General features: G+C 63.3%; 23 protein-coding genes. 10 read left to right on the forward strand and 13 right to left on the reverse strand.

What is annotated here, in order from left to right; genetic code table 11:
* Nucleotides 1-387: 387 nt before the first annotated feature.
* From denD to KHO23_RS16295, 6 genes are all read right to left on the reverse strand, one after another.
* On the reverse strand, nucleotides 388-1,368 hold the full coding sequence (gene denD / locus KHO23_RS16270) for a D-erythronate dehydrogenase (protein ID WP_211612252.1): 981 nt from the start codon (nucleotides 1,366-1,368) through the stop codon (nucleotides 388-390).
* Nucleotides 1,365-2,174: a 2-oxo-tetronate isomerase gene (gene otnI, locus KHO23_RS16275; protein WP_211612253.1), complete on the reverse strand. Its 810-nt coding sequence runs from the start codon at nucleotides 2,172-2,174 to the stop codon at nucleotides 1,365-1,367. The genes denD and otnI overlap by 4 nt, the downstream gene beginning before the upstream one ends.
* A gap of 102 nt (nucleotides 2,175-2,276) precedes the next feature.
* The gene (otnC, locus tag KHO23_RS16280; RefSeq protein ID WP_211612254.1) at nucleotides 2,277-2,939 is read right to left on the reverse strand and encodes a 3-oxo-tetronate 4-phosphate decarboxylase; all 663 of its coding nucleotides are present in this window, start codon (nucleotides 2,937-2,939) and stop codon (nucleotides 2,277-2,279) included.
* Complete coding sequence (otnK, locus tag KHO23_RS16285) at nucleotides 2,936-4,246, reverse strand: 3-oxo-tetronate kinase (protein WP_211612255.1); 1,311 nt, start codon at nucleotides 4,244-4,246, stop codon at nucleotides 2,936-2,938. The genes otnC and otnK overlap by 4 nt, the downstream gene beginning before the upstream one ends.
* 14 nt (nucleotides 4,247-4,260) lie before the next feature.
* Nucleotides 4,261-5,151 (reverse strand): L-threonate dehydrogenase, encoded by an 891-nt coding sequence (gene ltnD / locus KHO23_RS16290; protein ID WP_211612256.1) that lies wholly within the window; start codon nucleotides 5,149-5,151, stop codon nucleotides 4,261-4,263.
* 73 nt (nucleotides 5,152-5,224) lie between these two features.
* Entirely contained in the window at nucleotides 5,225-5,929 is a 705-nt protein-coding gene (locus tag KHO23_RS16295; RefSeq protein ID WP_211612257.1) for a FadR/GntR family transcriptional regulator, read from the reverse strand.
* 205 nt (nucleotides 5,930-6,134) lie between these two features.
* On the opposite strand from KHO23_RS16295, the gene KHO23_RS16300 reads away from it, so the two are divergent.
* On the forward strand, nucleotides 6,135-6,959 hold the full coding sequence (locus tag KHO23_RS16300) for an IclR family transcriptional regulator (protein WP_211612258.1): 825 nt from the start codon (nucleotides 6,135-6,137) through the stop codon (nucleotides 6,957-6,959).
* 62 nt (nucleotides 6,960-7,021) lie between these two features.
* On the opposite strand, the gene KHO23_RS16305 is transcribed toward KHO23_RS16300, so the two are convergent.
* Nucleotides 7,022-8,212: a M20 aminoacylase family protein gene (locus KHO23_RS16305; RefSeq protein WP_211612259.1), complete on the reverse strand. Its 1,191-nt coding sequence runs from the start codon at nucleotides 8,210-8,212 to the stop codon at nucleotides 7,022-7,024.
* Between the two features lie 130 nt (nucleotides 8,213-8,342).
* Between KHO23_RS16305 and KHO23_RS16310 the strand changes: the two genes are divergently transcribed.
* Nucleotides 8,343-9,251, forward strand: a complete 909-nt coding sequence (locus KHO23_RS16310; RefSeq protein ID WP_211612260.1) for a LysR family transcriptional regulator — start codon at nucleotides 8,343-8,345, stop codon at nucleotides 9,249-9,251.
* 17 nt (nucleotides 9,252-9,268) lie between these two features.
* On the opposite strand, the gene phnN is transcribed toward KHO23_RS16310, so the two are convergent.
* Genes phnN through phnF form a run of 3 tightly spaced genes read right to left on the reverse strand, consistent with a single transcriptional unit; the run spans nucleotide 9,269 to nucleotide 11,303 of the window.
* A complete protein-coding gene (gene phnN / locus KHO23_RS16315; RefSeq protein WP_211612261.1) occupies nucleotides 9,269-9,823 on the reverse strand; it encodes a phosphonate metabolism protein/1,5-bisphosphokinase (PRPP-forming) PhnN in 555 nt (184 codons plus the stop codon).
* A 2-nt stretch (nucleotides 9,824-9,825) separates the two neighbouring features.
* A complete protein-coding gene (locus KHO23_RS16320) occupies nucleotides 9,826-10,548 on the reverse strand; it encodes a DUF1045 domain-containing protein (RefSeq protein ID WP_211612262.1) in 723 nt (240 codons plus the stop codon).
* Nucleotides 10,545-11,303 carry a phosphonate metabolism transcriptional regulator PhnF gene (gene phnF / locus KHO23_RS16325; RefSeq protein ID WP_211612263.1) on the reverse strand — a complete coding sequence of 253 codons (759 nt, stop codon included), beginning with the start codon at nucleotides 11,301-11,303 and terminating at the stop codon, nucleotides 10,545-10,547. Before phnF ends, KHO23_RS16320 begins: the two co-directional genes overlap by 4 nt.
* 181 nt (nucleotides 11,304-11,484) lie before the next feature.
* Between phnF and phnG the strand changes: the two genes are divergently transcribed.
* The 7 genes from phnG to KHO23_RS16360 all read left to right on the forward strand — a co-directional run bounded on the left by phnG (nucleotide 11,485) and on the right by KHO23_RS16360 (nucleotide 17,527).
* The gene (phnG, locus tag KHO23_RS16330; RefSeq protein WP_211612264.1) at nucleotides 11,485-11,970 is read left to right on the forward strand and encodes a phosphonate C-P lyase system protein PhnG; all 486 of its coding nucleotides are present in this window, start codon (nucleotides 11,485-11,487) and stop codon (nucleotides 11,968-11,970) included.
* Nucleotides 11,970-12,641, forward strand: coding sequence for a phosphonate C-P lyase system protein PhnH (gene phnH, locus KHO23_RS16335; protein ID WP_211612265.1), 672 nt, complete (start codon nucleotides 11,970-11,972; stop codon nucleotides 12,639-12,641). The genes phnG and phnH overlap by 1 nt, the downstream gene beginning before the upstream one ends.
* Nucleotides 12,641-13,804, forward strand: coding sequence for a carbon-phosphorus lyase complex subunit PhnI (locus KHO23_RS16340; RefSeq protein ID WP_211612266.1), 1,164 nt, complete (start codon nucleotides 12,641-12,643; stop codon nucleotides 13,802-13,804). The genes phnH and KHO23_RS16340 overlap by 1 nt, the downstream gene beginning before the upstream one ends.
* Complete coding sequence (locus tag KHO23_RS16345) at nucleotides 13,801-14,724, forward strand: alpha-D-ribose 1-methylphosphonate 5-phosphate C-P-lyase PhnJ (RefSeq protein WP_211612267.1); 924 nt, start codon at nucleotides 13,801-13,803, stop codon at nucleotides 14,722-14,724. Before KHO23_RS16340 ends, KHO23_RS16345 begins: the two co-directional genes overlap by 4 nt.
* Nucleotides 14,721-15,491: a phosphonate C-P lyase system protein PhnK gene (phnK, locus tag KHO23_RS16350; protein ID WP_211612268.1), complete on the forward strand. Its 771-nt coding sequence runs from the start codon at nucleotides 14,721-14,723 to the stop codon at nucleotides 15,489-15,491. Before KHO23_RS16345 ends, phnK begins: the two co-directional genes overlap by 4 nt.
* A gap of 8 nt (nucleotides 15,492-15,499) precedes the next feature.
* Nucleotides 15,500-16,291 carry a phosphonate C-P lyase system protein PhnL gene (gene phnL / locus KHO23_RS16355; RefSeq protein WP_211612269.1) on the forward strand — a complete coding sequence of 264 codons (792 nt, stop codon included), beginning with the start codon at nucleotides 15,500-15,502 and terminating at the stop codon, nucleotides 16,289-16,291.
* 102 nt (nucleotides 16,292-16,393) lie between these two features.
* Complete coding sequence (locus tag KHO23_RS16360) at nucleotides 16,394-17,527, forward strand: alpha-D-ribose 1-methylphosphonate 5-triphosphate diphosphatase (protein WP_211612270.1); 1,134 nt, start codon at nucleotides 16,394-16,396, stop codon at nucleotides 17,525-17,527.
* 8 nt (nucleotides 17,528-17,535) lie between these two features.
* Here the strand turns inward: KHO23_RS16360 and KHO23_RS16365 are convergent, their stop codons facing one another.
* Entirely contained in the window at nucleotides 17,536-17,826 is a 291-nt protein-coding gene (locus KHO23_RS16365; RefSeq protein ID WP_211612271.1) for a hypothetical protein, read from the reverse strand.
* A 132-nt stretch (nucleotides 17,827-17,958) separates the two neighbouring features.
* Here KHO23_RS16365 and KHO23_RS16370 point away from each other — a divergent pair, with 132 nt between their 5' ends.
* A complete protein-coding gene (locus tag KHO23_RS16370) occupies nucleotides 17,959-18,687 on the forward strand; it encodes a glycosyltransferase family 2 protein (protein WP_211612272.1) in 729 nt (242 codons plus the stop codon).
* Between the two features lie 51 nt (nucleotides 18,688-18,738).
* On the opposite strand, the gene KHO23_RS16375 is transcribed toward KHO23_RS16370, so the two are convergent.
* Together KHO23_RS16375 and KHO23_RS16380 are read right to left on the reverse strand one after the other, a co-directional pair.
* Nucleotides 18,739-19,746 (reverse strand): lysylphosphatidylglycerol synthase transmembrane domain-containing protein, encoded by a 1,008-nt coding sequence (locus KHO23_RS16375; RefSeq protein ID WP_211612273.1) that lies wholly within the window; start codon nucleotides 19,744-19,746, stop codon nucleotides 18,739-18,741.
* A 128-nt stretch (nucleotides 19,747-19,874) separates the two neighbouring features.
* Complete coding sequence (locus tag KHO23_RS16380; RefSeq protein WP_407946059.1) at nucleotides 19,875-20,336, reverse strand: lytic transglycosylase domain-containing protein; 462 nt, start codon at nucleotides 20,334-20,336, stop codon at nucleotides 19,875-19,877.
* Nucleotides 20,337-20,348 lie beyond the last annotated feature (12 nt).

Genomic DNA, 20,348 nt, shown 5'->3' on the forward strand with positions numbered 1-20,348 from the left:
ACACGAGCCGGCTGCTCCGCAGCCTCGACCCGGCGAATGCAATGGGAAGCAGCCGTCTAGCGGCCGTCGCTTCAATTCAGCTTAGCGCAGGATGGTGAACGATGGACCCGGAATTGCGGGGATTTGTTCTATATACGAACATGCGGTCATATACCGAACAATTAGACACGATAATAGGCGCGTGGCCGAAACCATGTCAAGCGAAGCGGGTCCCGGACCAGGGAATACGTGCAGGCGGGCGGCCCTTTTGCAATCGGTGTGCAAAGGATCTGAAGATTGGCACGCTTGTGCCGGCAGGCGTGCCTTAGGTCTGCCGGCGCGCGGCTTTGGACCATTCCACGGTCCACGGACGGTACCCTTGAAACACCCACCTCGGCACGCGCGCTTTCAGCGGATCTGAATACCCTCGTCGGCGATATAGTTGCGAATCACGTCGGCAAAGCTGCGCTCGCCGGTCAACCCGAGCCGTTCAGCACGCGAAGCATCCCACTGCCCCGGCCAGCTGCCGACAATCTTCTCCACCCGCGCATCCGGCGCCCACACGATCCGGCTTGCGGTTTCTTCGCCCGCCACCTCGCGCAGCGCCGCCACCATCTCGTCGACGCTCACCGAAATCCCCGGCAGATTCAATACACGCTGGTTGCCGAGCGCAGCGGAATCGAGTTCGAGTCCGGCGATCAGGCTTTCGATTGCCTTTCGCGGCGACAGCAGCCACACGCGCGTCGTGCCCGCTACCGGACATACCGCGGTCTCGCCGTTCAGCGGCTCGCGAATGATGCCGCTCGCGAACGACGAGGCTGCCGCGTTCGGCTTGCCCGGTCGCACGCTAATGGTGGGCAGCCGCAGCACCCGGCCGTCGACGAAGCCCCGCCGCGTGTAATCGTTGAGCAGCAACTCCGCGATCGCCTTCTGCGTGCCGTACGACGATTGCGGATTCAGCACGGTATCGTTCTGCACGATCTCGGGCAGATCGCCGCCGTACACGGCCACTGAACTCGTGAACACTACCCGCGGCGTATGCCCACGCTGCCGGCAGACTTCCAGCAGCAAGCGCGACGCGTCAAGATTGATGCGCATGCCGAGATCGAAATCCGCCTCGGCCTGGCCACTCACGATCGCGGCAAGGTGGAAGATCGCCTCGGTCCGGTCGTCGACCAAGCTCTCGAGCACACCGCGCTCAGCGATGTCGCCCACCTCCGGCCGCACGCGGCTGTCGCCGAAATCGCTTGCGCGCACCACGTCGAGCAACACCAGTTCGGTAATCGCTTGCGGCTTGCCATGCCCATCTTTCACAGCGCCACGCGCCAATAGCTCGCGCGCGAGACGCTGACCGAGAAAACCCGCGCCGCCGGTAATCAGTACTTTCATGAGGTCGTTCTACCTTCCAGGCGAGCGTTATGCAGATACGGCTTGAGCCAGCCGAGTCCTGACGACGTACCGGCCCGCGGCCGGTATTCGCACCCGACGTAGCCGTCATAGCCCAGGGTGTCGATCAGATCGAACAGATACGGATAATTCAGTTCGCCGATATTGGGCTCATGGCGCTCCGGCACGCCCGCGACCTGAATGTGGCCGATGCCCGCCATATCGCGTTTGAGCTTCACCGCAAGGTCGCCCTCGACGATCTGGCAGTGATAGCAGTCGAACTGCACCTTGAGATTCGGCGCGCCCACTTCCGCGCAAATCGCCTGCGCGTCGTCCTGGCGGTTCAGAAAGAAGCCCGGCATATCGCGCGTATTGATCGGCTCGATCACGACAGTGATGCCCTCCTCTTGCGCGGCATGGGCGGCATAGGCGAGATTCTTCAGATATACCTCGCGGTGCCTTGCGCGCGGCTGATCCGCACCGATCAAGCCGGCCATGACATGCAGCTTGCGATTGCCGAGCACGCGCGTGTAATCGAGCGCGGTTTCGATGCTGCGGCGAAACTCGTCTTCCCGGCCCGGTAGCGAAGCAATGCCGCGCTCTCCAGCGGCCCAGTCGCCGGGTGGCGCATTGAACAGCGCCTGGGTCAGATTGTTCGCTTCAAGCCGCGCCTTGATTTCCCCGGCGCGAAAATCGTAGGGAAATAGAAACTCGACTGCGTTGAAGCCGTCTTTTGCCGCTGCGGCGAAACGGTCGAGAAACGCGTGCTCGTTGTACATCATCGTCAGGTTGGCAGCGAAGCGAGGCATGGCGGTAACTCCCAGGAAACGGTTTGGTTCAGCACGCGAAAAGCAGCATCGAATGTGTTCTCCGCGCACAAGATTTCAATCTCGCGATGAAGGGGTGAGCGTCTACCACCGCGCACCGAATACCCTCCGAAGTTCTTCGAGCGCCGCATCGTCGAGTGGCGCGGGACGCGGGTTCGTCATCAGCCACAGGCGCGCGGTCTCTTCAAGCTCTTCGAGCACATAGGACGCCTGCGCCACTGAGCGCTCCCACACCACCGGGCCGAGGCGCTCGAGCAAAACCGCGCGGACGGTGCCCGCAAGCGCGGCGATCCGCGCGGCCACTTGTGGATCGCCGGGCCGTCGGTAAGGAATCAGGGGGACGTGGCCCACTTTCATCACGTAGTACGGAGTGATCGGCGGTAGCACATCGTTGTCGTGCCATACGCCGGCGAGCGTCAACGCCACCAGATGCGTCGAATGCGTGTGGACGATGCCGCGCGCCTCGCCGTTGCGCGCATAGATGCCCCGATGCAGCGTCAGCGTTTTCGACGGCTTGCCGCCGGACACCGCATTGCCGTCGGCGTCGACCTTGGCAATGTCGGCCGGATCGAGCCGGCCGAGGCAGGCATCGGTCGGCGTGATCAGCCAGCCGTCGTCGAGGCGCGCGCTGATATTGCCCGCGCTGCCCACCGTATAGCCGCGTTGATAGAGACTCGCGCCGGTCACGCAGATTTCTTCGCGGATTCGCGCTTCGTTCGTCGTGTGAAGGGCAGGCGTTGCGGTCATTGCACGCCTCCATCGAGGTGACGCAGTGCCTTTTCGAAAAAGTCGATCGTGCCGAAGTTGCCGGATTTCAAGGCGAGCGCAAGCGGCTCGGCGTCTGTCGTTGCGGTGGCGGGCACACCCGGATCGATCTGCGCGCCGATCCGCAACGAGCGCACGTCGAGCGCCTGCACCACGGCGCCCGAGGTTTCTCCACCCGCCACCACGAACTTGCGCACGCCGCGCTCGCGCAAACCGCGTGCGACCGACGCCAGCGTGGATTCGACCAGGTGTCCCGCCTCTTTGACGCCGAGCTCGCGTTGCACCGTTTTGACTTCGTCGGGCGTCGCGGTGGCGTAGATCAGCACGGCTTCGCTCCTATCCAGGTACTGCTGAGCAAAGGCCAGTGCCTGCTCGACCACCGGCTCGCCGCGCGCCGCTGCTAGCGGATCGATCCGGAACGCCGGCCGTGTTTCGCGCCAGGCCGCCACTTGCGTGTTGGTCGCTTTCGAGGCGCTGCCGGCCAGCACCGCGGACAATCCTTCGATGTGCGGCAATTGCGCGGCATTGTTGCTTTCCCCGAGCAAACCGGCGCGGCGAAAGTTACCTGGCAGACCTAGCGCAACACCGGAGCCCCCCGTGATCAGCGTGAGGTCGGCACAGGCCTCGCCGAGTACGTAAAGATCCGCATCCGATACGGCATCGGCGATCGCCATTCGCACGCCGTCACCGCGCAATGCATCGAAGGATTCGCGTACCGTCGACACGCCTTTCGCCACTGCGTCGTAACGCACCAGGCCGACTTTCGATCCGGTCTGCCGCTGAAGCACACGCACGAGGTTCGCATCGCGCATCGGCGTCAGTGGATGATTTTCCATGCCTGATTCGTTCAGCAACGTATCGCCGACAAACAGATAACCGCGATAGATCGTGCGACCGTTCTCAGGAAACGCAGGGCAGGCGATCGTGAAAGCCCCTGCTCGAGTTTCAGAAGACAAGGCATCGAGCAAGGCATCCGTGACCGGACCGATATTGCCGGCATCGGTCGAATCGAACGTCGAACAGTATTTGAAAAAGAACTGACGGCACCCTTGCTCGCGCAACCAGTCGAGCGCGGCGAGTGATTGGGCGATCGCATCGGCAGCGGGAATCGTGCGTGATTTCAGCGCGACGACTAAGGCATCGGCTTCGACGGCATCGTTCGACGCGGGCACGCCGATGGTCTGCACCGTGCGCATGCCGCCGCGCACCAGCATGTTGGCGAGATCCGTGGCGCCGGTGAAGTCGTCGGCGATACAGCCCAGCAGCGCGCGTCCGGACAACGTAGTCATGGCGGCCTCCGCGCTTACTTTGCCGCCGGCAAGTCAATGCCGGGAAAAATCTTGATCACCGCGGAATCGTCTTCGCCGCTATACCCCGCGGTCGACGCCATCATGAACATCTGATGCGCCGCCGCCGACAAGGGCAATGGAAACTTCGAGCGTCGCCCGGTATCGAGCACGAGGCCGAGATCCTTGACGAAGATATCGACCGCCGAGAGCGGCGTGTAATCGCCGCTCAGAATATGCGGCACGCGGTTCTCGAACATCCACGAATTGCCCGCGCTATGCGTGATGACCTCGTACAGCGCACCAGGATCGACGCCTTCGCGCAAGCCGAGCGCCATCGCCTCGGCGGCCGCCGCGATATGCACGCCGGCCAGCAGCTGATTGATGATCTTCACTTTCGAACCCGCACCGTGCGCCGGGCCCAGCCGATATACCTTGCCCGCCATCGCGGCCAGCACGTCCTCGCACGCGGCGTAGGCAGTGTCCGGGCCGGACGTCATCATCGTCATTTCACCGGACGCGGCACGCACCGCGCCGCCGGACACCGGCGCGTCGAGCATCTGCAAACCGGCCGCTTCGATTCGCTTGCCGAGTTCGATCGCGAAATCCGGCGCCACGGTCGCGCTTGCAATCACCACGCTGCCCGGTTTCATCGCGGCAACCGCGCCTTGCTCGCCGAATAGGACCGTTTCGGTTTGAGCGGCATTCACGACCAGCGTGACGACTACCTCGCACTGCGCGCCAAGCTCGGCAGGCGACGCACAGCCGATGCCGCCTGCCGCGACGAACGCTTGCAGGATCTCACTGCGCAGATCGCACGCGTGGACCTGAAAGCCCGCGCGCAGCAGCGAGCGCGCGGCGCCCATGCCCATCGCCCCGAGACCGATAACGCCGACATTTCTGGACATGCCTGACCTCTACATTGATTAGCCGCGCGCGCCTCGCTGAAGCCCAACCCGTCCCAACGCGAGCCGGTTCGGTTCAGCTAATGCCCGCCTGCGCGAGCCGCCGCGCCGCGTTGTTCATATGGGTGCTCGCCGCAATGCGCGCCGCCATCGGATCGCCCGCCCGGATCGCCGCGACAATGGCCGCATGCTCTTCGCGCACCTGACGCGAGAAGTCATCGCGCAGCGCTTCGTTGCGGCGGGTGACCAGAGTGCCGGCCTCGAGGTACTGATTCAGGAAGGTGAGCGTCTTGAGGAAATAGGGATTGCCGGTAGCAGCGGCGATCGCGCGGTGGAAAGCGACATCTTCGGCAACACCGTTCTCGCCGTCGGCCTCCGCTTCGTCGATCCTGGCGAGGGCGGCGTCGATCGACATCATCTCCGCGTCACTGCGGCGCACGGCGGCTTCCGAGGCAACTTCCGCCTCGATCGCCCGCCGCAACGCAAGGATTTGCAGCACCGAGCCCGCTTCAACCGCCTCCGCGTAGTCGATGCGCAGCGGCCGGATTGCACCGTGTGCGGCAATGAACACGCCGCTGCCCTGCCGCGGCTCGACCACGCCTTCGTTCTTCAGGCGCGAAATCGCCTCACGGATCACCGTGCGGCTCACGCCGAACTGCTGCGCCAGCACCGCCTCGGTCGGCAGCTTGCCGACACGCGCGAAGGTGCCCTTGTCGATCTGCTTGAGCAACTGCTGCGCGACGGTATCGCTCATCGCACGGGCAGGAATCTTGTCGAACATGGATTACCCGATGGATCATGTTGTCGGGTCATCATACAAATTTGAGACTTCGGCAGCATCCATGCAAACCCTGAGTGTTTTTGGCAAAAGCGCTCAAAGTTGGCGAAACAGAAGGCTTAAGCTATCGTCACGCCTTTGCGCAGCATCGCGCCGGCTGAACCGCGCGAGCGCTGTGCGCCCTTCTTCGAACGCATTTTCAAGGTCCATGAGCAAAGCCCTGCCGCCGTCTTCTGTCGATCCTGTCAGTGCCGAGCCGGCCTCGGACAAACCGGGCGACTCGTATGTGCAGTCGTTCGCGCGAGGCCTCTCGGTGATCCGCGCGTTCAATGCCGCGCGTCCCGAACAGACGCTCACCGACGTCGCCACCGCCACCGGCCTGACACGCGCCGGCGCACGCCGGATCCTGCTGACCCTGCAGACGCTTGGCTACGTGGAGGCCGAAGGCCGCCTGTTCCGCCTCACGCCGAAGATCCTCGACCTCGGTTTCGCGTATCTGACCTCGATGCCCTTCTGGAATCTCGCCGAACCGGTGATGGAAAGTCTGTCGGCGCAGGTTCACGAGAGCTGCTCGGCGGCCGTGCTCGACCGCACCGAGATCGTCTACGTGCTGCGCGTGCCGACGCACAAGATCATGACCATCAACCTGTCGATCGGCAGCCGCTTGCCGGCATATTGCACGTCGATGGGCCGTGTGCTGCTATCCGCGCTCGACGACGAAGCGCTCGACGCGACCCTCGGTTCGACGCCGCTCTACGCGCACACGCCGCGCACGGTAACCGACAAGGAAGAGCTGAAAAAGCTGATTGCGCAGGTGCGCCGCCAGGGATGGGCGATCGTCGATCAGGAGCTGGAAGGCGGTCTGATTTCGCTGTCCGCGCCGATTCGCAACCGCCAGGGGCGCGTGATTGCGGCAATGAATATCAGCGGCAACGCCCAGCGCAATTCGGCCAGGCAGATGGTGAAGGCGTTTCTGGAGCCGTTGCAGCAGGCCGCGCAGACGGTCTCGGAGATGGTGGCGCGGCGCGGTTGAGTGACAGGCGGCGCACACGCTCAGCGTAGCGCCCCAAGCACCCAAAGCGCCCCATCACCCTCTCATTGCCCCAGATACCGCTCCACCAGCCGCGTCCAGAATGCCGCGCCGACCGGCAGATTGCGGTCGTTGAAGTCGTAATGGGGGTTGTGCACCATGCAACCGTCTTCGCCCGCACCGTTACCGATTCGCAGGAACGTGCCGGGCCGTTTCTGCAGCATGAAGGCAAAATCCTCGCTACCCATCAGGATGTCGGTCTGCTCGACCACCTTGTCCTCACCGACCAGTTCGCGCGCTACTTGCACCGCGAAATCCGTTTCGGCATCCGAATTGATCACTACCGGATAGCCTTCGATGTACTCCACCACCGCCTTGCCGCCATAGCTCGCGGCCTGGCTTTCCGCGAGTTCGGTGATGCGCTTTTTGAGCAGCGTACGCACTTCCGGGCTGAACGACCGCACGCTCAGTTCCAGCCTTGCACTGCTTGAAATCACGTTGTTCGCGGTGCCCGCGTGCATCGAGCCGACCGTCACCACCGCCGGCTGCGACGGGTCGACGTTACGCGCAACGATCGTCTGCAACGCCATCACGATGCTCGCCGCCACCACCACCGGATCGACTGTCAGATGTGGACGCGCCGCGTGGCCGCCCACGCCTTCGATCGTGATGATCGCCTTGTCGCCCGCCGACATGAACGGCCCCTTGCGGAACAGCATCACCCCCGGCTCCTCGCCCGGATGATTGTGCAGACCGAATACGGCGTCGCACGGAAAGCGCTCGAACAGGCCGTCGTTGATCATCTTCATCGCACCGCTGTCGATGCCGCTTTCTTCCGCGGGCTGAAAGTACAGATGCACGGTCCCCGAAAAATTGCGGGTGGCGGCAAGGCGCTGCGCGGCGCCGAGCAGCATTGTCGTGTGGCCGTCGTGGCCGCATGCGTGCATCTTGCCGTGGGTGCCGCTCGCATACGGCAGGCCGGTTTGTTCGATGATCGGCAGCGCGTCCATGTCGGCGCGAATGCCGATGCTGCGCGTGCCGTTGCCCACCTTTAGCGTGCCCACCACACCGGTTTGCCCGACGCCACGCGTGACCTGCCAGCCCCATTGTTCGAGTTTCTCCGCCACCAGGGCCGCGGTTCGCACTTCTTCGTAGGCCAGTTCCGGGTGGTGATGGATGTGATGGCGGATCTCGCGCAGGCTTTCGGCGGCAGGCACCAGGTCGGACACTTCAGTAAAACGCGCGGCTTCGCTCATCTATTGCTCCATGGGAAATCACGCCGCATCACGCGGCGAATAGGCAAGCACTATAGCCACGCCGTTTTGTTCGAATAAGATGCTGATTTTTTCACCCCGATTAACAAACGTTATATACGGGATTACCCTTATGAAGCTGCAGCAGTTGCAAGCGTTCGTCGCCGCCGCCCATCACCGCAGTCTGCGCGCCGCCGCGCGCGAGCTTGGCGTGACGCAACCGGCCGTCACCCATACGATCCGCGAGTTGGAGAGCGCACTGAATGCCGAGTTGATGGTGCGCAGCGTCCGCGGCATCGAGTTGACCGCATGCGGGCTTGCGCTGTTGCCGCGTGCGGAACAGTTGCTGGGCGATATGCGCCGCACTGTCGAAGCAGTCGAACAGGTGAAGGGGGAACTGGCCGGCAAGGTGAGCGTGGGCACCATGCCGTCGATCGCGTTGACCGCCCTGCCGCACGCGGTGTCGAAGTTTCGCCGCGCCATGCCGCTCGTGAATCTGCATCTGGAAGAAGTCACGATTCCGGACGCAGTCGCGCGTTTGCGTAACGGCGCGCTCGATATCGCGGCGATCCATCATGTGCAGGCACTCGACAGCGATCTGGTGCAGGCGCCGCTCTACTCGACCCAGTTCGTCGTCGCGATGCGCGCCGGGCATCCGCTCGCGAACGTCACACGTCTGCACGAATTGCTCGACGCGGAGTGGATCGTGACGGTGGGCGCGGATCACTTTCCGCATAGCGTGATGATGGCGATGTTCAACGCACACGGCTTGCCGGTGCCGAAGCGGCTGGTGCGGGCGCCCTCGTCGTTCGCGGTGACGCTCGGACTGGTCTCGCAAACGGACGTGATCGGCTGCTTTACGCGCCCACTGGCGCAGATGGTCGCGCCGCTTGGCATTCGCATTGCGCAGATTGAAGAAGCGCTGCCGAACTACGATCTCAGCATCATTTCGCGGCGTGATTTGCTGCCCACGCCCGCGGTGCTGCAGTTTGTGTCGTGTTTGCAGGAAGCGACCAGGGAACGGATGGTGGCGGCTGAGTAGGCGTGCTTGACTCGCGCTTATCGAACGTCGGCTTCCGCCTGCAAGAAGGCAACCAACGCGTGCCCCGCTTCTTCCAGCGCCCCGGAGTTATCGATCGTCGTGCACCGAACTCCATCAGGCAGCGAAAACGGCGCCCGCCGTGCGAGCCTGGCCGCAACCTGTTCCGCCGACTCACGTGCCCGCGCGCCGAGCCGTGCTTCGAGAATATGCGGAGCGGCGTCCACATGCACGACTTCCGTGTGCGGATAACGGACCAACGTGTGCTGCAAATGCTGACGCGATCCGTTGACAACGACCGTGCATCCACGTGCAAGCCATGCATCGAGTTCAATACCGATGCCGTAATGCAGTGAGTGGCTCGACCATTCGAGCGCGAACAGACCGAGTACCGAACGCGCCGCGAATTCCTCGATGCTCAACGCGACATGCGCTTCACCGTTGCCACTTGGACGCGTGATGTAGCGATGCGCAAACAGAATCGGCTCGCCCATCAGGCGGCTGCGCGCAAAACCCAGCAATGAATCCTTGCCCGCGCCGGACGGTCCCATTACATAGATAAAACGACCTGCCATTGTTAGTTCACCTCGTGATTCTGAAACGGCACACGCTGCCAAAGAACGAACGGCTCGCCGGGCGCGGGTTCGACAAAAAGTGCCGCATGATCGAGAGCTAGGGCCCCAAGCGCGGGCGTTTGCGCCTGCCACCATGCAACCAGCGTCGCGCGTTCGTCGGCATCGGCAAGCGAACTGGATAGCGTCATGTGAAAACGGAATTCATCCAGGACGTACGGATAACCCCATTCGACCAGCAATGCGCGCTGCCGTTCGCTCAATGGCGCAGCAAGACGGCGCGCGAGGTCAGCGGCGGACGGCTTGGCGCGCAGTGCATCGAGTGTTTTCAGCGCACTGGACGCCACGTGACGAATGTTCGCCTCGCCGTACGAATCAGCAGGGCGTAGTGCCACAAAATCGCCAAGCGTCGCCGCTTCGACAGCTAGTGAAAATGGGGTTTGCGTGCCGGCCCATTCGCGCGTTGCTACCAGCAGATCTTGCTGGGTCACGCCTTGCGAAAGACGAAACGGTGCAACCAGCGTGCCATGCCAACCATAGCGACGCGGTGCTTCGGTCAGGTCGGCCAGCGGACGCGCCAGGTCCTCCGGTTGAGGCGACATACATTGCTCGCCGCTTTCCGCATCGCGCCCGAGCCACGCCGAACCCGCACGCCACCATGCCGATTCGCGCGACGGCGCGTAATACACCGCGAAACGTGCCCCGGCGCCCCAAACCGCGCCGCTCATACGTCCTGCTCCACCAGCAACTGCACACGGTCCGCCGCAAAATGCGTGAACCCGTATTTAACCGGCGTGCCTTCCAGATCGACGTCGACGTTTTCGACCCACAGCACCGGCTGCTGACGGTTGATATTCAAACGCCGCGCCACTTCCGGCTCGGGCAACACGCTGCCGATACGGCTCCACTTGCGCAGATAGTCGGTCACGCCATACTCGGCCATCGATTTGGTGATGCTGCCGGTGCGCCCCAGCACCTCCGGCAAGTCCGCAAAACGCGCGGCCGGATACCAGTTGCGCGCGAACGTGAGCGGCACTCCGTCCGATTCATGCAGCGTCTCGATCCGGTAAACCGACGCGCCTGCCCGCAGGCTGAGCGCCTTCGCGACGTTCGGCTCGGCCTTCACGCGCGAAGCCGACAACATCGTGCCCGCCGCAGCGTGATTCTGCTGCCGCAAGTTTTCTGTAAACCGCGTGCGCCGGCCAATCGAGTAGTCGATCGCACCGGGCTGCACGAACGTGCCGCGCCCCTGCTCGACGCTGACGAGGCCCAATGCGGCCAGACCGAGCATGGCACGGCGCACGGTATGCCGGTTCACGTCGAAACGTTTGGCCAGTTCGCCCTCGCTCGGCAAACGGCCTTCTTCGCCGAAGCCGCTTGCTGCGATCTCCGCCGCCAGAATCTGCTCGATCTGCCGCCAGACGGCAACGCCCGCACCGCGTTCGAGCAGCGTGCCCGACGTTGCGTTGTCGTTTGATGTCATGGTGCTGTCATTCCCTTGGGTTCAAATATTTGCTATGCCATGCATTGTAGTGCGCAAGCCGTGATGGAAATGTGAAATGACGGCCATGTGTGACAACACGCGACAAGCATACCCATAAACGTCTAGACGTTTAGATGAATAGATGGTCAAATGTCCACTCGCTGGATCAACAGGAATATCGATGAGTGCCACTTCCACCTCGCCTTCCTCCGCCATGCGGCGCGCATGGATGGCCGTGCTGGCCCGCACGCCGCGCGCCGATCTCGAAGCCGCGCTGAATTGCGCGCTGCAAGGCGTCCCGCCCCCGGCTTACGACTGGCTGCGGCCACCCGAAATCGGCCTCGCCATGGTGCGCGGCCGCGTGGGCGGCAGCGGCGACCCGTTCAATCTCGGCGAAGCCACCGTCACGCGCGCCACGTTGCGATTGCGCACCACGGGCGACACACCGGCAGCCGTTGGCGTTGCATGTCATCTGGGCCGCGACCGCCGCCGCGCCGAACTGGCGGCACTGGCCGATGCGCTGCTGCAAATGCCTGCGCATCACGCTGCCTTGCATCAGCAATTGATCGAGCCGTTTGCCGCACAGCAGGCCGCGGAACGTGCGGAGCGCCGGCAGGACGTGGCGGCGACACGCGTCGAATTCTTCACCATGGTCAGAGGCGACTGATGGAAAACTCCCAGATTGCATTGCCTGCTTCGGTGGCCACCTCATTGGCCACCTCTTTGGCCACCTCGTTGGCCACCTCATTAAGCACATTAACGCCCGGTTTCGCAGACCCGGTCCACGACACCCAGGCGGTATTCCGTACGTTGCTCGACACGCTGTCGCGTCCCGGCACGGTAGGCGTCGTCGAAAACGGTTTGCCCGAGGTACGGGAAACTCACGCCGCGCTCGCCGCATTCGCCGCGTTGCTGACGCTGTGCGACTACGCCACACCTGTCTGGCTCGCACAAGCCGATCCGGCGCTGGCGTCGGCACTGCGTTTTCATACCGGCGCGCCGCTCGTCGACGAACCGGGACTTGCCGCCTTCGCCTATATCCACGATGCAGGCGCGATGCCTTCGCTGGAAAGCTTTGCACTTGGCGCGGCGGAATCGCCCGAGCAATCGGTGACGCTGCTGATTCGCGTCGAAGCGCTGACGGGCGGCACGCCGGTCGCGCTGAGCGGCCCCGGTATTCAGCACACCGAGACAATTTCGCCAGTCGGCCTGCCTGAACACTTCTGGCGCGAACGCGCCGCCCTTGCGCCGCTCTTTCCGTGTGGCATCGATTGTTATCTCGTCTGCGGCAGCGCGTTGATCGGCTTGCCGCGCACAACTCAAGCGAAGGTGAACTGATGTACGTTGCCGTCAAGGGTGGAGAACGCGCGATCGAAGCGTCCTGGCGCCTGCTCGACAAGGCGCGCCGCGGCGATACGCGGCTGGCCGAACTCAGCGTTGCGCAGATTCGCGAGCAATTGCGCCTGGCCGTTGCGCGCGTGATGACCGAAGGCTCGGTCTACGACGAAGAACTCGCCGCGCTCGCGATCAAACAGGCCGCGGGCGATCTGGTCGAAGCGATCTTTCTGTTGCGCGCGTATCGCACCACGTTGCCGCGTTTCGGTTATACGCAGGCGATCGACACGGAAGCCATGCAAGTCGAGCGTCGCATTTCGGCGACGTTCAAGGACGTGCCCGGCGGTCAGGTACTCGGCGCGACTTACGATTACACGCAGCGTCTGCTGGATTTCGCCTTGCTCGCCGAAGGCGACGCCTCAACCGATGCGCTCGCGCCTCCTTCTTCCAGTCAAGCCGCTCAGTCCGCACCAGAGGCCATGCCACGCGTGGTCACGCTGCTCGACAAGGAAGGCCTGATCGAGCAGGAACGCCCCACGCCGCAAGCGCCCGAACCCGGCGACCTCTCGCGCGAGCCGCTCGCCTTTCCCGCGAGCCGCGCCACGCGTTTGCAGAATCTGGCGCGCGGCGACGAAGGCTTTCTGCTCGCCATGGGTTACGCCACGCAACGCGGCTATGCGCATTCGCATCCGTTTGCCGGCGAAATCCGCTTCGGCACGGTCGCCGTCGAAATGGAACTCGACGAGTTGGGTGAGACAGTCGAAATCGGCGATATCGATATCACCGAATGCCAGATGATCAACCAGTTCGCCGGCAGCGGCGACGTGCCGCCTACGTTCACGCAAGGCTATGGCCTCGCGTTCGGACACTCGGAACGCAAGGCAATGGCGATGGCGCTGGTGGATCGCGCATTGCGCGCCGAGGAACTCGGTGAAACGCTCGCCTCGCCGACGCAGGATATCGAGTTCATGCTCTCGCATAGCGATAACGTCGAAGCGTCCGGATTCGTTCAGCATCTGAAATTGCCTCACTACGTCGACTTCCAGTCCGAACTCGAACTCGTCAGACGCCTGCGGGCGCAACACAGCGCAGAGGATAACGATCAACGCAACGAGCCGGGCAACGATCAAGGCAAGGATCAGGATCAGCAGGAGCAAGCCGCATGAACGCGCCAGACACCTCCCTCACCACCGCTTCGTACGACAGCGCGGCGGACGGCTACAACTTCGCCTACCTCGACGAACAGACCAAGCGCATGCTGCGCCGCGCGTTGCTCAAGGCGGTCGCCGTGCCGGGCTATCAGGTGCCGTTCGGTTCGCGGGAAATGCCGTTGCCATACGGTTGGGGCACCGGCGGCATTCAGGTGACCTCGGCGATCATCGGCAGGAACGATACGCTGAAGGTCATCGATCAGGGCTCCGACGAAACCACCAACGCGGTCAATATCCGCCGTTTCTTCGCGCGCACCACGGGCGTGGCGACCACGCGCCGCACGACCGAAGCGACGATTATCCAGACACGTCACCGGATTCCGGAGGCGCCGCTCACCGACAAGCAGATTCTGGTCTATCAGGTGCCGATGCCCGAACCGCTATACAAGCTGGAACCGCGCGCTACCGAATGCAAGAAGCTGCACGCACTGGCCGATTACGGGCTGATCAGCGTGAAGCTGTACGAGGACATCGTCCATCACGGCAGCATCGCCACCACGTACGACTACCCGGTGATGGTCAATCACCGCTATCTGAGCTCGCCCTCGCCGATTCCGAAGTTCGACAACCCGAAAATGCACATGAACCCCGCGCTGCAATTGTTCGGCGCCGGCCGCGAGCGGCGCATTTATGCCATCCCCCCGTACACCGCCGTGCGCAGTCTCGACTTCGACGATCATCCGTTCGAAGTGCAGAAGTGGCAGCACGCGTGTGCGTTGTGCGGATCGACAGAAAGCTTCCTCGACGAAATGATCGTCGACGACGCGGGCAAGCGCATGTTCGTTTGCTCGGATAGCGACTACTGCCATGAACGCCGCGGCGATCAGGACCTCGAACTGCCGTCATACGAAGCGCGCAAAGGAGAAACCGCATGACGCCGCTGCTGAGCGCCCGTTCGCTTACCAAACAATTTGGCGGCCGCAACGGCTGCAGGAACGTCAGCTTCGATCTGTATGCGGGCGAGGTGCTGTGCATCGTCGGCGAATCCGGCTCGGGCAAGACCACGCTACTGAATGCACTCGCCCTGAAAACCGAAGCCGATAGCGGCTCGCTTCATTACACGGCCACACATGGCGAACAGCTCGATCTGCTCGCTTTATCCGAACCGCGCCGGCGCCTGTTGATGCGCACCGAATGGGGCTTCGTGCAGCAGAATCCGCGCGACGGCCTGCGCAGCGGTGTCTCCGCCGGTGCGAATATCGGCGAGCCGTTGATGGCCGTGGGCGCTCGCCACTATGGCGATATTCGCCACACGGCAACGCAATGGATGGAGCGGGTGGAACTCGACGCCACACGCATCGACGAATTTCCAGCGGCGTTTTCCGGCGGCATGCAGCAGCGTTTGCAGATCGCGCGCAACCTCGTCACCGGTCCGCGCCTCGTCTTCATGGACGAGCCGACGGCCGGTCTCGACGTATCGGTACAGGCGCGCCTGCTCGATTTGCTGCGCACGCTGACGTCCACGCTGCACCTGTCGGTGCTGATCGTGACCCACGATATCGGCGTGGCGCGCCTGCTTGCGCATCGCCTGATGGTCATGCAAGGCGGCGAAGTGGTCGAGTCCGGTCTGACGGATCAGGTGCTCGACGATCCGCAGCACCCGTACACGCAAACGCTGGTTTCCTCGGTTCTGCCGGTTTGAGGCTCACAATGCGATCCATTGAAACAAGCAAGGAATCACACACCGCTGAACGCGCGTTCAGCGAGAACAATGCACTGATGCTGCGCGCGGCCGGCATCGGCAAGACCTTCACGCTACACGGCCAGGGCGGCGTGCAGATCGAGGCACTCGCGGGCGTGTCGCTCGATGTCGAGCGTGGCGAGTGTGTCGTACTGATCGGGCCTTCAGGCGCCGGCAAGAGTACGCTGCTGCGCTGTTTGTACGGTAATTACCTGGCCAGTACGGGCTCCATTGCGATTCGCGACGCGGCGTCGGATGACGGGCCGCCGGTGTCGATCACGGGTGCCGAACCGCACGACGTGCTGCGCCTGCGCCGCGGCGTGGTCGGCTACGTCAGCCAGTTTCTGCGCGTGATTCCGCGCGTGCCGACGCTGACGCTCGTCGCCGAACCGCTGCTATCGCGCGGCGTGGCGGAAGACGAAGCCCTTGCGCGTGCTTCAGTCCTGCTGGCGAGGTTGAACGTGCCTGAGCGGCTGTGGTCGCTCGCGCCCGCCACCTTCTCCGGCGGCGAACAGCAGCGCGTGAACATTGCTCGCGGCTTGATCGCGGAGCATCCGGTACTGCTGCTCGATGAACCCACGGCCTCGCTCGACGCCGAAAATCGCGACGTGGTCGCCGATCTGATCGTCGAAGCACGCGAGCGAGGCGCTGCGATCGTCGGCATCTTTCACGACGAAGATACCCGCAACAAGGTGGCCACGCGCCGCCTCGAACTCCAGCCGCCGTTACGTCCGCCGTTACGTCCGCCGTTACGTCACTAATTGACACGAAACGGCACTAAACTGAACTGCTGAACCACTGGGTTGAAGCACCAGGTCAAAGCACTGCGGTGCGCCACCCAGGACAGACTACGGAGCAAGTCGATGTTGATCAGGAACGCTCGCATCGTGACGCGAGACGAAGTATTTACCGGTGTGATACGCATCGAAGACGGCGTAATTCGCGATGTCGAGCGCGGCACGACCTCGGCGCGCGAAGCGGAAGATTGGGACGGCGATTATCTGTTGCCGGGTCTGATCGAACTGCACACGGACAACCTCGAGAAGCATCTGGCACCGCGTCCGGGCGTGCTATGGAATACCGATGCCGCCTTCGTGATCCACGACGCCCAGGTGGCGGCGGCCGGCATCACCACGGTGTTCGATGCCCTCGCGATCGGTTCACGCACGAACGTCGGGCTGCGCGGCCGGGATCTGCAAACGCAATGCGCCGAATCCCTCATGCGCTTCGCCGAGCGCAAGCTGCTGCGCGCCGAACACTTTCTGCATCTGCGCTGCGAAATCGCCACCGCCGACGTGGTCGAAGTGTTCGATTCGTTGTGCGACCATCCTTTGCTGCGGCTTGCCTCGGTGATGGATCACACGCCGGGCCAGCGTCAATGGCACGATCGCGAACAATGGCGCCGCTTCCAGGAGCGCAACGGCAAGCTGACTGACGAACACGTGGCGACCGCGCTGGTCGAACTGAATGCCGAACAGGAACGTTACGCCGACGCGCACCGCCACGAGATCGTGACGCGTTGCAAGCGGCTCGGCATTCCGGTGGCAAGCCATGACGACACGCTGATCGAGCACGTCGAACAGGCCAAAGCCGAAGGCATTGTGCTAGCGGAATTTCCGACCACCCGCATCGCCGCCGAAGCGGCGCGCGAGCACGGTATTTCGACCATCATGGGGGCGCCGAATATCGTGCGCGGCGGCTCGCATTCGGGCAACGTGTCGGCGCTCGAACTGGCGAAGGCGAACTTGCTCGACATCCTGTCGTCAGACTACGTGCCTTCCAGCTTGATGACGGCCGTGTTCGAACTCGTCAGCAAGGCCGGCTGGACTCTGCCGCGCGCCATGGCGACAGTCTCAGCCGAACCGGCCCGCACGGCGGGCTTGCATGACCGCGGGGCGATCGAAGCGGGTTTGCGAGCGGACTTCGTGCGCGTCACGATGCTCGAGACACTGCCGGTGCCGCGCGCAACGTACCGCGCCGGCGTGCGGATCGTGTGATGATGTGTTCAGGCCTCGGTGGTGGCGGGCAGCAGCGGCTCCACCGCGGCCCAACGCGTCCAGCGAGGTGTCCGGTCAGGCGCTTCGACGCGCAGGGTGCGCGAGCCATCATCGAAAACGAGGGTTTCGATACTGAGCGCGCTCCCTTCTTCAAGGCCGGCTTCGCGCACGTGACCGCATTGATAGGTGAAACTGAGGTTGCCTTCACGCAGCAAGTCGAGATAGACGTCGAAGTCAGCGGTTGATGAACGTGTGGCCCAGCGATTCAGGAGCGTGGCGGCGATTTCGGCGTCATACATTCTGCACCTCTCTGGACATGTGCCGTTTCTTGACTATAGCTGAAAAGTAAGCATTGTGCTGCACCGCACCATAGACTGTTCACACCATTCCTTTCTATGACACCTCGTGCTCCAAACCCTCATTCTCCGCGCATGTCTTGCGTCATCTGCGCGTATAACGAAGCGCCGCGCATCGGCACGGTGCTCGCGGTGGCCTGCGCCCACCCATTGCTTGGCGAGATCATCGTGGTGGACGACGGTTCGACCGACGGCACCGCTGAAATAGTCGAAAGCTTCGCATCCGTGCGGCTGATTCGATGCGCGGAAAACCGTGGCAAAAGCGCCGCTATGGCGACCGGCATCGCCGCGGCAACGGGCGAATGGCTCATGCTGCTCGATGCCGACCTGAAGGGCTTGACCGCCGAGTGCATCAGCGCGCTCGCCGTTCCCGTTTTGCAAGGCAAGGCGCAAGTCAGCCTGAGCCTGCGCCAGAACAGCCTGACGGTGTTTCGCGCCATCGGCCTCGATTTCGTCTCCGGCGAACGGGTGGTTAGAAAAGCGCTGCTAAGCGAAGTCCTGCAGGAGGTTCACGGCATGCCGCGCTTCGGGGTGGAAGTGTTCATGAACCGCCGCATCATCGAGCGCCGCCTGCCTATCGCCGTCACTCACTGGCCGCGCGTCACGCAGGCGCGCAAAACCGAGAAGCTCGGCTATTGGAAAGGCTTGCGCGCGGAATGGCGCATGATCGCGGACCTCTTCAAGGCTGTTTATCCGCTTGCGCTGATTTCACAGACCTTTCAATTGCTTTGCTTACGCATCGATCACGGCCCACGCGCGAGTTTCGCGGCACGCATGCGCAAAGTGCCCGATAGTCCACGCTGAAGCGTTCACGGAGCCGAGCCAGCCGCTCGTGCCCGCTTCGCAGCCGACTGCTCATTCCGCTGCCGGCAATGCGCTGCGCCCCCTCATTGCAAGCGCGACAAAACCCGCCGCGCCGAGCATCAATGGACAGTAGAGCGTCGCAAAGCGCCACAACACCAGTGCGGTCGCGATGCTCGCCCGGGGCACCCAGCTCGCGAACGCGGCAGCGAGCGCGATGTCGCCCGTGCCCCCTCCCGCGGGTACCCCGGTCCACAACGCGGCATGCAAGGCGACCGCCTGCACGGCCAGAACGAAACCCAAGGGCAGACGGTATCCGAGTTCGAGCAAAATATACCAAAGCGCGCCATAGCGAAGCAGCCACTGCAACGTGGTCAGCAGCAGCAGCGCGGCAAGCCGCCATTTCCGGCCGCCAATCAGTTCCCGCCATTGCCGGCCGACGCTCCGGCAAAAGCGCGACAACCTCGCCCGGCGCTCGTTCAGCCAACGGACACGCCGGCCCGTGGCGTCCAGCGCTGCCGCCACACGCTGACGGGTCAACCAGAAGACACCGGCCAGACACCCACCGCCTGCGAGTACAGCGAACACGAGCGGTGCGCTCGCGTGCGGCAGCAATTGCGTCAGCGGCCCAAAAGCGAACAGCAGGGAGACCGGCACGGCGGTCGCGAAGAACGCGAGATCGAGCGCCTGATCCGCACCGACGACCGTCGTCGCGAGCGACCAGGATGCCCCGGCGCGCTGAAGCAGGCCGATGTTCACGCCATAGCCCGCCGCACCTAGCGGCGAAGCCAGAAATGCAAAATCGGTCGCCAGCGTGATGGCGAAAGTGCGCAGAAAACTCACCTCGAATCCGAGCGCGGCCTGCATGAGATGCAGCTTGCCGGTCTTCGCCATCGCGCTGATTGCGGCGCTCACAGCAAGCGCGGCGAACACGTAGAGGGAGACATGACGCAACCCGGCGAACGCCGTGTGCGAATTGAGAACGAAAGGCGCGCCGGCGGCAAGGCCGATACCGGCAAGCGCCACCAACACTGCCGCTTTACGCGTATGAGATCTGATCAACAAAGGCCCCCGCAAGTGCAGCAAGGCCCTGCTTTCGCCGCGCAATGCAGCATGGAAGCGCTGTATCGCGTGTGAAATCGAGGCCGTCCGAGGCCTCATGATAACCACTCGACGCTGCGTTTTCGTGACTAGCGGCTAGCCACCAGCGGCGGTGGGGCGGGCGGAAACTGTCCCCATGCGGCCAGCACTTGCTGGATGCTTCTTGCATAGGCGTCGCGCTGCTTCGGCGATTCCGAGTGGTATGCGCCGATCGCGCGCCAGGTGTTGCCGTGTTTGACCATCTTCTGCTTCAGCAGCCAGGCGGCCACATAGACGTTCACGCACGGATCGGTCAACGCCCGATGCGGCACGCCCTCTCGCGCGAGGTCCCCGAAATGAATCGAATTGATCTGCAACTGGCCGACGTCGATCGAACCGTTCGCGTTCTGATGTATCGCGGTTGGGTCCCCCTTCGATTCGTACCATGCGACGGCGCGCAATACCCAGGGATTGACGCCCTGGTACGCGGCGGCCTGATTGAAGCAATCGTCCTCCGCGTGGGCCACAGCGGATATTGACAACCACGCCAGCGCAAAACAGAAGATTTTCAAGGACACGATTCA

Origin of the sequence: Paraburkholderia haematera (genome assembly GCF_905220975.1) — a bacterium.
Taxonomy (GTDB): Bacteria; Pseudomonadota; Gammaproteobacteria; order Burkholderiales; family Burkholderiaceae; genus Paraburkholderia; species Paraburkholderia haematera.

What these genes read in the sequence shown, in the direction of transcription:
- KHO23_RS16310 (WP_211612260.1), top strand. Translation starts at nt 8,343, where the DNA reads ATGAAGCTGCAGCAGTTGCAAGCGTTCGTCGCCGCCGCCCATCACCGC.
- KHO23_RS16345 (WP_211612267.1), top strand. Translation starts at nt 13,801, where the DNA reads ATGAACGCGCCAGACACCTCCCTCACCACCGCTTCGTACGACAGCGCG.
- KHO23_RS16295 (WP_211612257.1), bottom strand. Translation starts at nt 5,929, where the DNA reads ATGTTCGACAAGATTCCTGCCCGTGCGATGAGCGATACCGTCGCGCAG.
- phnK (WP_211612268.1), top strand. Translation starts at nt 14,721, where the DNA reads ATGACGCCGCTGCTGAGCGCCCGTTCGCTTACCAAACAATTTGGCGGC.
- otnC (WP_211612254.1), bottom strand. Translation starts at nt 2,939, where the DNA reads ATGACCGCAACGCCTGCCCTTCACACGACGAACGAAGCGCGAATCCGC.
- phnH (WP_211612265.1), top strand. Translation starts at nt 11,970, where the DNA reads ATGGAAAACTCCCAGATTGCATTGCCTGCTTCGGTGGCCACCTCATTG.
- KHO23_RS16305 (WP_211612259.1), bottom strand. Translation starts at nt 8,212, where the DNA reads ATGAGCGAAGCCGCGCGTTTTACTGAAGTGTCCGACCTGGTGCCTGCC.
- KHO23_RS16340 (WP_211612266.1), top strand. Translation starts at nt 12,641, where the DNA reads ATGTACGTTGCCGTCAAGGGTGGAGAACGCGCGATCGAAGCGTCCTGG.
- otnI (WP_211612253.1), bottom strand. Translation starts at nt 2,174, where the DNA reads ATGCCTCGCTTCGCTGCCAACCTGACGATGATGTACAACGAGCACGCG.
- KHO23_RS16300 (WP_211612258.1), top strand. Translation starts at nt 6,135, where the DNA reads ATGAGCAAAGCCCTGCCGCCGTCTTCTGTCGATCCTGTCAGTGCCGAG.
- phnL (WP_211612269.1), top strand. Translation starts at nt 15,500, where the DNA reads ATGCGATCCATTGAAACAAGCAAGGAATCACACACCGCTGAACGCGCG.
- KHO23_RS16360 (WP_211612270.1), top strand. Translation starts at nt 16,394, where the DNA reads ATGTTGATCAGGAACGCTCGCATCGTGACGCGAGACGAAGTATTTACC.
- KHO23_RS16320 (WP_211612262.1), bottom strand. Translation starts at nt 10,548, where the DNA reads ATGAGCGGCGCGGTTTGGGGCGCCGGGGCACGTTTCGCGGTGTATTAC.
- otnK (WP_211612255.1), bottom strand. Translation starts at nt 4,246, where the DNA reads ATGACTACGTTGTCCGGACGCGCGCTGCTGGGCTGTATCGCCGACGAC.
- phnF (WP_211612263.1), bottom strand. Translation starts at nt 11,303, where the DNA reads ATGACATCAAACGACAACGCAACGTCGGGCACGCTGCTCGAACGCGGT.
- ltnD (WP_211612256.1), bottom strand. Translation starts at nt 5,151, where the DNA reads ATGTCCAGAAATGTCGGCGTTATCGGTCTCGGGGCGATGGGCATGGGC.
- KHO23_RS16370 (WP_211612272.1), top strand. Translation starts at nt 17,959, where the DNA reads ATGTCTTGCGTCATCTGCGCGTATAACGAAGCGCCGCGCATCGGCACG.
- denD (WP_211612252.1), bottom strand. Translation starts at nt 1,368, where the DNA reads ATGAAAGTACTGATTACCGGCGGCGCGGGTTTTCTCGGTCAGCGTCTC.
- phnN (WP_211612261.1), bottom strand. Translation starts at nt 9,823, where the DNA reads ATGGCAGGTCGTTTTATCTATGTAATGGGACCGTCCGGCGCGGGCAAG.
- KHO23_RS16365 (WP_211612271.1), bottom strand. Translation starts at nt 17,826, where the DNA reads ATGTATGACGCCGAAATCGCCGCCACGCTCCTGAATCGCTGGGCCACA.
- phnG (WP_211612264.1), top strand. Translation starts at nt 11,485, where the DNA reads ATGAGTGCCACTTCCACCTCGCCTTCCTCCGCCATGCGGCGCGCATGG.